Here is a 14735-nt window from a genome sequence, read left to right as displayed (position 1 = left end):
TGTTTGCATCTTGACTCTTCCGTCACTTTCGGCTAGGATAATCTTAATATATTTCCGGCATTTTGCGAACAATATGCCGATAAGTACACTAAAAACTGGAGGGTTGGATTTGAAAAAAATAAAACGTATTCTTGCCATTCTTGGCGCAATTATCTTAGCCGGTCTTTATATTTCCACCATCGTCTGTGCACTCTCTTCCAATGAGAACTATATGGATATGCTGATGGCCTCTGTTTATGCAACCGTGATCATCCCGGTGCTGATCTGGGCATATTCTTTTGTATATAAGATGGTCAAGAAAAATCATGAGCAGAAGGAAGATTAATTTTCCTCTGCTCATTTTTTTATCGCTCTTCTAACGGCACATATGCTTTCTCCGGCATGATGCTCCGGTATGCAGGACGAATGATTTTATCCATATTTACCAGCTCTTCCATGCGGTGCGCGCTCCATCCGACAATACGGGCGATCGCAAAGATCGGGGTATAAAGCTCTAACGGGATGTCTAACATACTGTATACAAATCCACTGTAAAAGTCCACATTGGCTGAAACCCCCTTATAGATATGGCGTTTTTCCGCGATCACTTCCGGTGCAAGATTTTCTACCATACTGTATAATGCAAAATCTTTTTCTCTTCCCTTCGCCACCGCGAGCCTTTCCACAAAGCTTTTGAATACGCGCGCTCTCGGATCGGAAAGAGAATAAACGGCATGACCCATACCATAGATCAGGCCTTTGCGGTCAAATGCCTGTTTGTCGACAAGCTGTTCCAAATAGTTTTTAACTTCGTCTCTGTCTCCCCAGTCCTTCACATGATTTCTCATATCATCCATCATTTCCACTACTTTGATATTGGCGCCGCCGTGCTTTGGTCCTTTTAAGGAAGAAAGTGCCGCTGCCATGACAGAGTATGTATCGGATCCGGATGAGGTCACAACCCTTGTTGTAAACGTAGAGTTATTTCCACCACCGTGTTCCATATGAAGTACCAGCGCAATGTCAAGCACGCGCGCTTCCAGTTCCGTGTACGCCTTATCCGGGCGAAGCATAAGGAGCAGATTCTCTGCTGCGGACAATCCCTCCTGCGGACGGTGGATATAAAGGCTGTCATCACAGATATAATGGTTGTATGCATGGTAACCGTACACCGCAAGCATCGGGAATACACTGATCAGCTTGATGCACTGTTCTAACTGCGTATGCAGCTCCTGATCAGCGATCGTCTCATCATAGGAAGCAAGTGTCAGCACGCTTCTCGTCAGCGAATTCATGATATCCTTGCTCGGTGCTTTCATAATGACATCTCTGGTAAAGTTTGTCGGAAGCTGTCTGCACTCTTCTAACATGCTCTTAAATGCCCCTAATTTTGCAGCATCCGGCAGTTCGCCAAACAAGAGCAGGTATGCCACTTCCTCGAATCCAAAACGTTTTCCCTCAAATCCATGGATCAGGTCGATCACATTGTAACCGCGGTACCAGAGCTGTCCGTCACACGGAACCTTTTTCCCATCCTCCGTTTTAAACGCATCGATCCTTGAAATATTGCTGATCCCCGCAAGCACACCGGTTCCATCCACATCTCTCAAACCACGTTTTACACCGAACTCCTTAAACAGCTCCGGCGGGATTCTGTCATTACGTTCACATATTGTCATCAGTTCTTCCGTTTCTTTTCCAAAATCTCCATATTGGTTCATGTCCCATCCTCCTGTTCTGCCTGAATATTCTTCATGATCTTGCCCATTACCCGCTTTAAGCAGCTTCGTTCTTCTTCTGTCACGCCCGCAAACAGACGCTCTAAAATATCTGCCCGGATCTGTTCAAACTCTTCCAGCACAGGTTTTGCCTTACCAGTCATACGAATGTGTATTTTCCTGTGATCCGCCTCATCAGCAACCAGCTCAATATATCCATGCTGTTTTAAATTGTCCACCGATTTTGAAATATGGGCCTTGGACAAATGCTGTATCTCGATCAGATCCTTTGCGGTATCCTTCTGTTTCTCATGGGAAATCAGATAAAGGATATCCAGCTCCACATGGCGCAGTCCATAGGTCTCCATCAGCCGTTCACATGCCTGCTCGATCACTTTTCTCATCTGCTGGTTGGTTCCAAATATTTCATACTCACTGTACATCATCCCTGCTCCACATTCTTTTTTCTTCCGGTAAATAACTTTTTATTTCCTGCTTTGCGGTTCGAATTAGTTCGTTAATGAACTTTCTCACATTCATGTTACCTCTTTTTTCCAAAAGTGTCAAATTAAAAATTTATGAACTTAAAATACCGGACTGCACATATACAATCCGGTATTTTCATCTCTGTGATTCAGATTTGTCATTTCACTCTCTTACTTCGTTTCCGTTTCCTCTGTTTCATTCGGCACCACGGTCGCTGTCTCCGTTTCATCCACGGCCTCCGATGGCTCTTCTGCCTCAGTTTCCGTATCATCTGCTTTTGCGGTCAGATCTTCGACGCTCTTATCAAATCCGGTCGCTGGCGCGCTGTCCACAACATATATGGTATCACTGTCGCCCGTTTTCAGATAATACTCATTCGTGATCTCATTCTGGCTGCCAATGTAGATCGTCGTTAGCCCGGAATCCGTTTTTAACGTAACCGTATTAGCAGGATCATCCAGCCCAAAGTCCGCCAGGTCATCATACTCTGTAACCTCGTCTGATGCCGTGATCGCTGATGCCTTATTTAAAAGTGTCTCCAAAGCGCTCTCATCAATATCAACCGACTGATCCCCGTCATAGGTCCACTCTGTTCCATTTTTTGTAAAGGAAAGTGTTGTTCCATCCAGCACATAAGAAAACTGTGTGATATCAGAGACCTCAAGATCCGTCACCTGGATCTTTTCCGCCTCTTCTTTGGCATTTTCCTTTTCTTCCTGTTTTTTACTGTAAAAATGGACGCCTATATACGCAAGGATCAGCAGGATCAGCAAAATGACCAGAACGATCATCTGTTTTTTCTGTTTCTGCATTATTTTTTCCTCCTTACTGCCCAGATCACAACTCCGATAATAATCAGTACAACCGGTATAAAAATACTTGCTGCCAGTCCACCAATAATTGTAGAAATTGAAGTGATCGTGATCGTGCTCATCTTATAGTCTTTTACCGGAATAACGCTGGTATTATCATCCTCCCCGCTGGTCAGATTCGTCATGATATCAGTAAACATCGATACGTTGCTTCCCGATACGATCTGGTCTGTGGAATCCGTAAATAACTCCATAGAACCTGCCACAACGACCTGGGATGATGTATCATTTTCTGTCTTTGCCGCCGCAAGTGCGATCGTAAATGGTCCTTCAATATCTCCGTCTTCTTTTTCAGATGTTGTTGCATTATCTGCATCAATCTTTGATACCGCCTTATCGGTTGTCTGCAGCAATGCGGTATATGTCACATTATCGGAAGACCCGTCATAACTGAACGCTTCGCTGTACGGTGCAAAAATATATTTTCCGCTGACAGAAGATGTGTAATCGCTGCTCTCTACTTCCGGAAGCAGATAGTATGGAATGTTATTGTAATAGTAGGAACTGTCGTTCTCCATGACAATACCATCCACACGCTCAATGCCGTATGCTTTTAAAATACTTTCAAAGTTCGTCAGATCCTTGTACTGGAAATTGGTCGTGATCAGCGCTTTTCCGCCTTTTTCCAGATAATCGGTCACTTTCTTTGCATCATCTGCGGAGAAATCCGAAGTCGGTGCGTTGATAATGATTGCTGATGCATCATCCGGCACAGCCTCCTCTTTTAACAATGTCAGCTCCGTGAGTGTCATATTCGCCTTCTCGATTGCTTCCGAAAATCCGCCGGAAAGCGAAGTTTCCCCGTGTCCTGTGATCTCATAGACAACCGGCAGCTCGCTCGAATCTTTGGTCACATACTGGAGTGCACTTGTGATCTGTCCCTCGGCATCATATCCATCAAGGCTTCTTGAATAGGAAGAATAATCATAGGAGTACTCATAAATATCGTTATAATCGATCACTCTGGAGCGTGCATCACTCGCAACAATCAGACTGTTCGAAGTAGGTGCATCCGTCGTATACTTCTGGAAAAATGTCGGATTGGTCGACGGATTAACATAGCTTACTTTTACATGACCGGACAGATCCTCATATCGCTGTAATGTCTCTGAAAGCGTACTGTCCGCATTTTTCTCTGCTGCAAGCACATAAATATTGACATCCTGATCCAGTGTCTTTAAGTAATCTTTTGTCGTATCCGTAATGGAGTACAACTTTGTGGATGTCGCATCGATTGCTGTGACCGTGGACGGCAGCTCATTTGCCACCAGGTTCACAACAACCGCAATGGCAAAGGCGACAACGATCATTCCGATGGAAAATGCCCCCGGAGCGATCTTTTTGGTGCTAACCGAATATCTGCGTTTCTGGATCAGCTGGCAGCTCAAAAACAGGCAGATTCCGATCACCGACAGAAAATAGATCACGCCTGTGAGGTCTAAGCAGCCATTCATAAATTTATCCAACGGTGTGTACAAATCATATGCGTTTAATATTTTTGTCAGAAGATTACCGCTCTGTGAGATCATGCTGGTAATACTCGACATCATGTAACCAAGAAACAGTGCTGCAAATCCAAGCACTGCTGCGATAACCTGACTTTCCGTTACCACTGACATCAGCATACCGATCGCAATACATGCGCAGCCATACAGCCAGAATCCCAAAACCGCCACATAGCTTTCTCCAAGCGGCACGGAACCATAAATGGATAAAAATAACGGTGTCAGCGCAACAACGATCATTGCAATGGAGAAAACTCCGACCATGGCAAGATATTTGCCAAACACGATCTTTCCAAGCGGAACCGGGGAAGTTAACATCAGCTGATCTGTCTTTGTATGCCGTTCCTCCGCAAAGCTCCGCATGGTAAGTACCGGTACCGCAATCATCACAATAAATGAAACTGCGGAAAGCGAATACGAAACATAAGGCGAACCGGACCTTAAGTTATAAGCATAAAAATACAATCCATATAAAGCGAGTACTGCTGCAATAAAAAGCCATCCCACCACAGTCTGGAAATAGGATCTGATCTCACGTTTAAAAATTGCAAACATTATTTTGTTCCTCCTTCCTGTGATGTGAGTTCAAGGAATACATCCTCTAAGGACTTCGATGCTGCCTTCATCTCTAAGATCGGCATATGGTGTTCCACGCAGGTGTGATAAATCGCCTCGCGTACATCCGCATCTTTTTTTGCCGTCACAAGAAGCTGTACCGCGCCATCCTCTTTCGACTCTGTTTTTTCACACCGCTCCACCTGTGCGACCTCACGGATCGCTGTTTCCGCAGTATCTTCCTCTGCTTTCACTAGCAGCTCGATCTCCTGTGCACCGGTCATCCGCTCTAACAGATTCTCCGTGGAATCACTGGCAACGAGTTTTCCGTGCGAAATAATAAATACATGATCACAGACAGCAGAGATTTCAGACAAAATATGGGAACTTAGTATGATCGTATGTTTCTTTCCAAGTTCCTTGATGAGATCCCTGATCTCTATGATCTGTTTCGGGTCCAATCCTACGGTCGGCTCATCTAAGATCAGTATTTCCGGATATCCAAGTACTGCCTGCGCAAAACCGACTCTCTGGCGGTAACCTTTTGACAGGTTACGGATCAGTCTTCCCGATACTTCCTCTGTTTTTGTAATTTTCATGGCTTCCTTCACATATCCTGCCCGCAGGCTTTTCTCTATCTTCTTTAATTCAGCCACAAAATCCAGATATTCTTTTACCGTCATATCCATATAAAGAGGCGGCAGTTCCGGCAGATACCCCACACACTTTTTTGCTTCCTCCGGCTGTTTTAACACATCAAATCCGTTGATCTTTACCTCACCGGATGTCGCTGCAAGGTAGCCGGTAATAATGTTCATCGTTGTTGATTTTCCGGCTCCGTTCGGGCCCAGAAAACCATAGATTTTACCCGGCTCTACCGTGAGCGACAGATCATCAACAGCAACATGACTGCCATATTTTTTTACCAGATGATTGATCTCAATCACGTTTCTCTCCTCCTTATTTCATTCTCAATATATGCCACTATCCGCACTTATCGTGTGACCAGTAACCAAATTATTACTTTATAAGAGTAACGTGTAATTGTGTTTAAAGGAGGATGAATCTGTGATAAAAGTGTGAACATATACAATAGAATGCACACCCTGCGAGCATTCTATTGTCATGAATAATAGAATGCACACTCTGCGAGCATTCTATTATCATAAATAAAAGCAGCCTCCACATCCGTGAAAGCTGCTCTTATCCTGTATCTCTTCCTGTGATACGATTTTATGCAGTCATGTACCATTTCCTACATAACACCATATGTTTTTAATTTTTCCAAAGCATCCTGATACGTCGTAAACAACACGGTATGAATACCCTGTGTTTCCGCTGCTTCGATATTTTCCCTGCGGTCATCTAAAAATACACATTCATCTGCCACAAGGTTAAATTTGTCTAACAGTGTCCGATAGATCTCCGGTTCCGGCTTGATCTGATGAACTTCAAAGGAAAATACCTGTCCGTCCACATCCGAAAGAAATGAAAGAGCTTCCGCTGTATGTTCATAAGTCCATTTTCCGTAATTGGAAAGGATATACACATGGTAACCTTTCTGTTTCAGCTCCCGGATCCATGCGCGCGAATAATCGTACTGATAAATTGCCCGTGCAACATTTTCCCAGAACAGGCAGATCTCTTTTTCATATTCCGGCGCATTTTGGACAAATACAGCAAGCTGCTCCTCTGCATCCAGAACACTGCGGTCTGATTCATTCCAGGCATCAGAGTAAACGGTCGCATTTCCAACCGCCTCCTCTGTCTTTTCATCAAAACCTAACTCCTGAAACGCCGCATGCGGATCCCAGTTGACTAACACCATTCCTACGTCAAAAATAATATTTTTTATCATATCGGATAGTCCTTTTTCCTATTTGCTACGGTAAATGATATCGTCTCTTCCCGGTCCGTTTGAAACCATTGTGATCGGGTAGCCGATCTGTTCCTCGATGAACTCTACATATTTTCTGCAGTTTTCCGGAAGATCCTCATATTTCTTGATTCCACGGATATCACATTTCCATCCCGGAAGGTTCTTTAATACCGGTTTTGCTTTCTCTAATTTTGCTGTGGTCGGGAAATCTGTTGTCACTTCACCGTCGATCTCATATCCAACACATACCGGGATCTCATCTAAGTAGCCAAGTACATCGAGTACGGTAAATGCAACATCTGTGGTTCCCTGCAGACGGCAGCCATATTTACTTGCTACACAGTCGAACCATCCCATACGTCTCGGACGTCCTGTGGTTGCACCGAACTCACCGCCGTCACCACCGCGTCTTCTGAGTTCATCTGCCTCATCACCGAAGATCTCGCTGACAAATGCACCTGCTCCGACTGCGGAAGAGTATGCTTTACATACAGTCACGATCTGTTTGATCTCATATGGCGGGATACCTGCACCGATTGCACCATACGCTGCCAGTGTAGAGGAAGATGTAACCATCGGATAGATTCCGTGATCCGGATCTTTTAAAGTTCCAAGCTGTCCCTCTAATAAAATAGTCTTTCCTTCTTTGATTGCCTGATCCAGATAAGAAGAAACATCACATACATAAGGTGCGATGGTATCGCGGTACTCATGTAATGTCTCTAATAATTCATCCGGGTTGATCAGTGGTTTATGATATAAATGCTCTAAGAGTACATTCTTTGTCTCTGCAATACGGACAACTTTTTCTTTTAACAGCTCCTCGTCAAATAACTCGCTGACCTGGAAACCGATCTTTGCGTATTTATCAGAGTAAAATGGTGCGATACCTGACTTTGTGGAACCGAAAGATTTTCCGCCTAAACGCTCCTCCTCATACTGGTCAAACAGAATGTGGTAAGGCATAACCATCTGTGCACGGTCTGAAACTAAAATCTTTGGCTTCGGAACGCCTCGCTCCACGATAGACTGGATCTCTTTCATAAGTACCGGAATATTTAAAGCGACACCATTGCCGATCACGCTTGTGGTGTGTCCGTAAAATACACCTGACGGTAATGTGTGAAGTGCAAACTTTCCGTAATCATTTACGATCGTATGACCTGCATTTGCACCACCCTGGAAACGTACGATAATATCTGCTTCCTTCGCAAGCATATCTGTGATCTTTCCTTTTCCTTCATCGCCCCAGTTGGCTCCAACGACTGCTTTTACCATTTGAATATCCTCCTAGTTTCTCTATGCTATTCCTGTTTACTTACTGATTATACATGATGTTTCTCTATAAGTAAAATTAATATTCTTTATATCTGATATAATCATTCATTATGTGAATTTATAAAAGTCCTTTTAAAAGCTTTGCCGCAGCCGCAGACATCGGGATCCTCTCATTTAATACGATACAGAATTTTCGTGCCGGAATTTCTTTTTCAAACTGCAGCTTAAAAAGCCTGCCATCCTCCTCATACTCTTTTGCAAACTCTTCCATCACACTTGCGATCCCAAGATTGCGGAGCGCAAACTGAATCAGCATATCACTGGTGGCAAGTTCAAATTCCGGGGACACCGTCACACCTTCTTCTTCTAAAAATGCCTCCACATAATGTCTCGTCGAGGTGCTTCCCTCTAAACACATCAGCGGATATTCCGAAAGTTCTTTGTATTGCATCTTTCTCCCACAGAGCTCTTTGTATTTTTTCCCTGCCACAAAAACGTCGCGGATCTCTTTGACCGGGATGATCTTAAGCCATCCCTGCGGCTCCACCGGAGAGCTCACGATTCCAAAATCGATCCTGCCATCCGCAAGATGCTGTAAAGTTTCCGGTGTTGGCGCATTGGTCACGGTCACGCGGATATTGGGATATTTTTCATGAAACCGCTCTAAATATGGAAGCAGATAATATTTTAATGTCATATCACTTGCACCGATGCAGATTTCTCCCTTTTCAAGGTTTAGCATCTCAAGAAGTCTTTTTTCTCCGGAAAGAATCGCCTCATAGCCGCGTTCCACATAGGAAAACAGCATCTCACCCTCCTTGGTCAGACGTACTCCCTTTGCCATTCTTACAAACAATGCACAGCCAAGATCCTTCTCTAAATGCTTGATCGCCTGGCTGACTGCCGGCTGTGAGATTGACAGTTTTTCTGCCGCTAACGTAACACTTTTCTGCTTTGCCGTATAATAAAATATCTTATAGTATTCCAAATTAATGTCCATCTGATTCTCCCTTAAAAAAATTAGGAAAAAAGTCTTATTTTCCGCTTGTATTTCTGATTTTTGTGACGTATACTAAGCCTTACATGTTTATTACATTATACTGCATATATGTGCACTGAATAATTACATCATACCAAAGTTTGAAAGGAGTTTCCAGTAGCATGACAAAAGATATGACCACCGGCAGTTCATTAAAAATCATACTGCTTTTTTCCATTCCGGTTTTATTAGGAAATCTGTTCCAGCAATTTTATAATATGGTAGACACGATCATCGTGGGAAGATACCTCGGCGAAGATGCACTTGCTGCCGTCGGTTCCACCGGATGTATCATGTTTTTAGTGCTCGGCTTTGCCACCGGAATCGCACAGGGATTCGGTGTCATGATTTCGCATGCCTTCGGTGCAAAAGATTTTCGCTTGTTAAAACACTACGTTGCACTCTCCCTGATCTTAACCGTGATCGTATCTGCAATTCTTACGATTCCGACCGTTGCCGCTTCCCGCCTGTTTTTAGTCTGGATGCATACACCGGATAATATCTTATCCATGGCAGATGCTTACATCAAGGTCATTTTTGCAGGTATCATCTTAACAATGCTCTACAATGTATCTGCCGGTATCTTAAGAGGTATTGGAGACAGCAAAACACCGCTCTACTTTTTGATCTTTTCTTCTATATTAAATGTGGTACTGGATCTTTTATTTATTATCGTGCTGAAAGCAGGAACCGCCGGTGCCGCCTATGCCACCATCATTGCGCAGGGAATCTCCGCAATTTTATGTTTTATCCATATGTTCCAGCAGTTTGAGATCCTTCGCACAACAAAAGCGGACTATTATCTGGATCGCCCGGGTGTCATTAACATGCTCTCGATCGGTATCACAATGGCATTAAATTACTCCATCACCGCCATTGGAACCATGATCTTACAGAGTGCTGTCAACGTGTTTGGTTCCAGTGTGGTTGCTTCCTTTACAGCCGCTTCTAAAGTCAACAATATCGCAACTCAGACCATGCCGACGCTCGGCACCGCCATGGCAACCTACTGTGGTCAGAATCTCGGTGCAGGAAAATACGACCGTATTTTCGACGGTATGCGCAAAGGATTTTTCATCTGTATCGCTGCTGCAGCCATCGGTGCTGCCATCTGTATTTTCGGTGGAGAATTTATCGTAAGCTGGTTTGTAAGCAATCCTTCCGATGAGATTTTCTCCTATGCCATGATGTATTTAAAAACAGTAAGCTGGTTTTTCCTCCCGCTTGCCATGATCTTTTTATACCGCAATGCCTTACAGGGATTAGGCGAAGGACTTGTTCCAATGTTGAGTGGCGTGATCGAGCTGGTATGCCGCTTTGTTGCGATCGCACTCCTGCAGAAACCACTCGGTTATCAGGGGATCTGCCTTGCTGATCCTGCTGCCTGGGTGGGCGCCGGTATTCCTCTGATGATCACTTATATCATTTGGAAAAGCAAAAAGATACGGCAGCACAGCAATTCTCCAGCCTAAACAGCGTGAAATTTTTCTGTCTGCAAAGGACTTTTAATTTCTATAGGTAAAAATCGCCTGAGATCCGAATTATCTCTTGTAATTCAGATTTCAGGCGATTGCTTTATCTGGCTTTTCTCTCTGTTCTCTTTTATTTTTCTATTACGCTTCCAGCTCTGGAATCTTTCTTGAACATGCCACTGCTAACGCTCCCGGTCCGATATGGCAGGAAATGCTAAGTGAAAGCGGATCCATACGGATCTCCATCCCCGGAAATGCCTCCTGCACTTCTTTCTTGAAGTTTTCTGCCGCTTCTAAATCATGCGTATATGCCATCTCAAGATACATATGCTCTCCGTTCGGATCGTTAAACCGGTTGGCAAAATCATTCTTCATTGCCTCAATCATGATACTCTTTGCCTGTTTTACCGTTCTTGCCTTGGCAAATGCATCTAATTTTTCACCCTGAATCTGAAGCACCGGTTTTAATTTTAACAGTGTTCCAAGCGCGGCAGCAGCTGGTGTGATCCTGCCGCCTTTTTTCAGATAATACAGCGTGTCCACCATAATGTAAATCGATGATTCAAATTTATCACGCTCTAAAATTGTCTTGATCTCAGATGCAGTTCTTCCCTGTTTTGCAAGCGCAAGTGCATCTAAAACAGACTGGCGCTGTGTAACAGAAATTCTCTGATTGTTCACCACCTGCACCTTTCCATCATAATCCCGGGAAAGCATCATGGCTGTCTCACAGGAACCACTAAGTCCGGACGACATTGGGATATGTACGATCTCATCGTACTCTTTTAACAATTCATCCCAGGTATCTGTCACATTTCCTACAAGCGGCATGGATGTATGGATGTCTGTCTTCTCGGAAAGCATCTGGTAAAACTCTTCCTGTGACAGATCGATATCTTCATACAGTGTCTTATCTCCCACAAAAAAAGGCATCGGCATTACAGTAACTCCAAGTTCCTTTGCCATACTCTGCGTGATTCCGCTGTTGCTGTCTGATACGATTGCTACTTTGCTCATGAAAAATGTTCCCCCTTATAATGTCTCTGAGCGTTTTTTGATGTTTTCTTTGAAGTTGATCACCTCATGCTCATACTCTTCATTCATATATTCAGATCTGATCATAAAGTCTGCCGATGCCTTATTGTTTGCGATCGGGATATCATATACCTGTGCAATACGAAGCAGTGCCTTTACATCAGGATCATGAGGCTGTGCAGTCAATGGATCAGAAAAGAAAATGACAAAGTCTACTTTTCCCTCAACGATCTTTGCACCGATCTGCTGGTCTCCACCAAGAGGGCCGCTGTTATATCCACGAACCGGAAGTCCGGTCTGGTCTGTAATCATACGTGCCGTGGTCCCTGTTCCACAAAGGAAATGATTTTTCAGGATCTCTTTATTTGTTTCGCACCATGCGATCAGCTCTGCTTTTTTATTATCATGCGCGATCAGTGCAATATTTTTCTGTTTTCCAATGGTAAGTGTTACATAATTTTCATTCATATGCGCCATCCTCCGTCATTTATCTGTGCCTTTATCTATTGCATATCAGATCAGTTTTTCTGCAATACATATTGTTAAGTATAACATATTTTTTGTCGTTCTTCCACAAAAAAATAATAGAATGCGCGCTCCGCGGACATTCTATTATTTTATGTACCGGATTTCTTCTTTGCCTTTTTATTCCGGCAATTTTACTTTTCCATCCAGAATCATCTTCACAAATGCAGTGTCACGAATGATCCACGGATCCTTTTCTATGCGTATATTGGTATTGTATACAGTCTCCGGCTGCTCCCACTTAAGATAATACCCCTTTGCCACTTCACTGGGTGTCAGATGAAGTTTCTCCTGTTTTTCCCCTACCTTACAGTAATAAAAGTAAGAATGACAGATATATTTACAGGACGGATCAAATATATCGCGGCGCATCTCAAGGATCTCCCCTAGTTCACACACAGACTCTTTTAAAACGGTAAGCCCTGTCTCTTCACGGATCTCACGCACAAGGGTTTCTAAAAAACTCTCTCCCTTTTCCATCCCGCCGCCGGGCATCTTATATTCGCCATCCGTACTACACTGCATGGCAATCTTTCCATCCCGGAAAATTACACCACGCACATTATATTTTTCATATACTTTTGTTGTGTCGTCATAATTCTTCTCGTCAAAAACAGCAAGCACTTCCATCTGTTTTGTCTCCATATTCTGCAGCTTAAGGCCATATTTTTATCATATATCAAAATGTCTGATATTGTGTGCAAGCATATCCGCCATATTACGCAGATTTTCGGTAGAATCCTTGATATTCTGAAAACTGTCCGTAATCTCTGTGATGGATGAACTTGTCTGCGTGGTTCCTTCCACATTCTGCTGTGCAATCTCTGACAAAGAATCAATGACATCTATGATCTCTGTTCTTGCACTCTCTAATTTCTTTGTACGTGTTTCAATCTGGCGAATTCGTTCAATAGATGCGTCGATCTCACCCATAACACCATTTACCATCTGCTCCGTACTCTCGATATGCATATTCTGTTTTTCAATGATCTCCTGTGTCTTGCCCATTGTCTCAACCACACGCTGGGAGTTTCCGATCAGTGTATTTACGATTTCGCCGATATTGCCACTCGCCGTATCAGACTGTTCTGCAAGCTTCTGTATCTCAGATGCCACAACCGCAAACCCTTTTCCAGCCTCGCCTGCACGCGCAGCTTCAATGCTGGCATTTAAAGAGAGGAGATTCGTCTGGGATGCAATTTCAGAAATAAACTGCGATGCCTTCTGAATACTCTGTGCTGAAATATTTGTCTGTTTCGTCTGTTCCGCGATCGTTGCAACAGCTGCCTTTACTTCTTCGCTGATTCGTTTTAGTTCATCGATCGTAACAACAGCCGCATCACTGGACTGTTTCATCTGATCTGCACTTTCATTCAGCTCATCTGCTGCTCTGCCGGTCTCAATGATCAGATTTCCCATATATTTTACATTGTCAGAAGCTTTTTTTGCATCCTCTGCCTGTAAATTTGCCCCGGTTGTAATAGAATCTACCGTTGCCTCCACCTCACGCATTCCATCGTAAGTCTGATGGGATGTATCCTCTAAAGTATTGGATGCTTCCATCAGCATATCGGTACTTTCCTTGATTCCCTTAATGATCTTTTGCAGTTCTTTCTGTAAATGCTGTATCGCTTTGGTCAGATCTCCGACTTCATCTTTCCGCCCTAAGATCTTCTTGTCAAACTCTACGTCAAGATGACCGGCAGACACTTCCTGCACATTTGCAATTCCTTTCTTTAATGCACGTGTGATCGAGGTTGCACTGATCTCCACGATAATGATACAGATAACAAGTACCACAAGCACGATGGCTACGATCGTATTAATGATCTGTATCACGCTGTGGGAGATTTCCTGTTTCTCCGCCCCTGCAAACACCATACCGATCGGAGTACCGCTGTCGCCTTTCTGATATACCGGAACATAATAGCCATAGTATATGGTGCCATCCATGGATACATTATCACTGAAATATTCCTCACCACCATTTAATACCTTTTCAACAACCTTGTCACCCGCCGGACTTCCCAGAATCCTGTCACCATTTTTGTCGACTGCAGAAGTCATGATTCTCTGTGATCCATAGAAAAATGTCACATCCATCCCAGACTCCTGTTTGATGGTATCCACCAGATTCTCTGACTGTGAAATGTTATAACTTCCTTTCCAGATATCACCATTTTCCGTCTGCAAATAGGTACCTGCATTCTGGTCATAAGCTGCCTGCGTCGCGATTGCAGTTCCTTTTAATGAATTTTCCACCTGATCGATAATTGCACCCTTTACGATCGTGGACGCGATCAGAAGGATAATTCCTCCTAACAGAAGCAGCGGTATCAAAGAACAGAATAAAACTTTTTTTCGAATCGTCAATTTCATCATCTCATTCTCC

General features: G+C 43.6%; 14 protein-coding genes. 2 read left to right on the top strand and 12 right to left on the bottom strand.

Translation table 11 applies throughout. The features are described 5' to 3' along the window. Positions 1-109: 109 nt before the first annotated feature. Positions 110-325, top strand: coding sequence for a hypothetical protein (locus RIL182_RS08355; protein WP_022112888.1), 216 nt, complete (start codon positions 110-112; stop codon positions 323-325). A gap of 19 nt (positions 326-344) precedes the next feature. Here RIL182_RS08355 and RIL182_RS08350 read toward each other — a convergent pair whose 3' ends face one another. The 8 genes from RIL182_RS08350 to RIL182_RS08315 form a co-directional block, all read right to left on the bottom strand. Then, positions 345-1700 (bottom strand): citrate/2-methylcitrate synthase, encoded by a 1356-nt coding sequence (locus tag RIL182_RS08350; RefSeq protein ID WP_006856143.1) that lies wholly within the window; start codon positions 1698-1700, stop codon positions 345-347. Further along, a complete protein-coding gene (locus RIL182_RS08345; protein WP_006856144.1) occupies positions 1697-2143 on the bottom strand; it encodes a MarR family winged helix-turn-helix transcriptional regulator in 447 nt (148 codons plus the stop codon). The genes RIL182_RS08350 and RIL182_RS08345 overlap by 4 nt, the downstream gene beginning before the upstream one ends. Positions 2144-2353: 210 nt before the next feature. After that, the gene (locus RIL182_RS08340; protein WP_006856145.1) at positions 2354-2995 is read right to left on the bottom strand and encodes a DUF4340 domain-containing protein; all 642 of its coding nucleotides are present in this window, start codon (positions 2993-2995) and stop codon (positions 2354-2356) included. After that, the gene (locus tag RIL182_RS08335) at positions 2995-5115 is read right to left on the bottom strand and encodes a Gldg family protein (RefSeq protein WP_134523228.1); all 2121 of its coding nucleotides are present in this window, start codon (positions 5113-5115) and stop codon (positions 2995-2997) included. Before RIL182_RS08335 ends, RIL182_RS08340 begins: the two co-directional genes overlap by 1 nt. Next, the gene (locus tag RIL182_RS08330; RefSeq protein ID WP_006856148.1) at positions 5115-6062 is read right to left on the bottom strand and encodes an ABC transporter ATP-binding protein; all 948 of its coding nucleotides are present in this window, start codon (positions 6060-6062) and stop codon (positions 5115-5117) included. Before RIL182_RS08330 ends, RIL182_RS08335 begins: the two co-directional genes overlap by 1 nt. Positions 6063-6370: 308 nt before the next feature. Then, positions 6371-6973, bottom strand: a complete 603-nt coding sequence (locus tag RIL182_RS08325; RefSeq protein ID WP_006856150.1) for an HAD family hydrolase — start codon at positions 6971-6973, stop codon at positions 6371-6373. Positions 6974-6991: 18 nt separating this feature from the next. Then, positions 6992-8272 (bottom strand): adenylosuccinate synthase, encoded by a 1281-nt coding sequence (locus RIL182_RS08320; protein ID WP_006856151.1) that lies wholly within the window; start codon positions 8270-8272, stop codon positions 6992-6994. A gap of 118 nt (positions 8273-8390) precedes the next feature. Next, positions 8391-9272, bottom strand: a complete 882-nt coding sequence (locus tag RIL182_RS08315; RefSeq protein ID WP_006856152.1) for a LysR family transcriptional regulator — start codon at positions 9270-9272, stop codon at positions 8391-8393. A 161-nt stretch (positions 9273-9433) separates the two neighbouring features. On the opposite strand from RIL182_RS08315, the gene RIL182_RS08310 reads away from it, so the two are divergent. Then, complete coding sequence (locus tag RIL182_RS08310; RefSeq protein WP_006856153.1) at positions 9434-10783, top strand: MATE family efflux transporter; 1350 nt, start codon at positions 9434-9436, stop codon at positions 10781-10783. Positions 10784-10924: 141 nt separating this feature from the next. Here RIL182_RS08310 and RIL182_RS08305 read toward each other — a convergent pair whose 3' ends face one another. The 4 genes from RIL182_RS08305 to RIL182_RS08290 form a co-directional block, all read right to left on the bottom strand. Next, a complete protein-coding gene (locus tag RIL182_RS08305) occupies positions 10925-11800 on the bottom strand; it encodes a DegV family protein (protein ID WP_006856154.1) in 876 nt (291 codons plus the stop codon). A gap of 15 nt (positions 11801-11815) precedes the next feature. Continuing rightward, a complete protein-coding gene (locus tag RIL182_RS08300) occupies positions 11816-12295 on the bottom strand; it encodes a methylglyoxal synthase (RefSeq protein ID WP_006856155.1) in 480 nt (159 codons plus the stop codon). 168 nt (positions 12296-12463) lie between these two features. Then, on the bottom strand, positions 12464-12988 hold the full coding sequence (locus tag RIL182_RS08295; protein WP_006856156.1) for an NUDIX hydrolase: 525 nt from the start codon (positions 12986-12988) through the stop codon (positions 12464-12466). Between the two features lie 27 nt (positions 12989-13015). Beyond that, on the bottom strand, positions 13016-14725 hold the full coding sequence (locus RIL182_RS08290) for a methyl-accepting chemotaxis protein (RefSeq protein WP_006856157.1): 1710 nt from the start codon (positions 14723-14725) through the stop codon (positions 13016-13018). Positions 14726-14735 lie beyond the last annotated feature (10 nt).

The organism is Roseburia intestinalis L1-82, from assembly GCF_900537995.1.
Classification (GTDB): domain Bacteria; phylum Bacillota; class Clostridia; order Lachnospirales; family Lachnospiraceae; genus Roseburia; species Roseburia intestinalis.
Note: the sequence above shows the minus strand (reverse complement) of the source record. Positions and strands in the feature narration are given on the sequence as shown.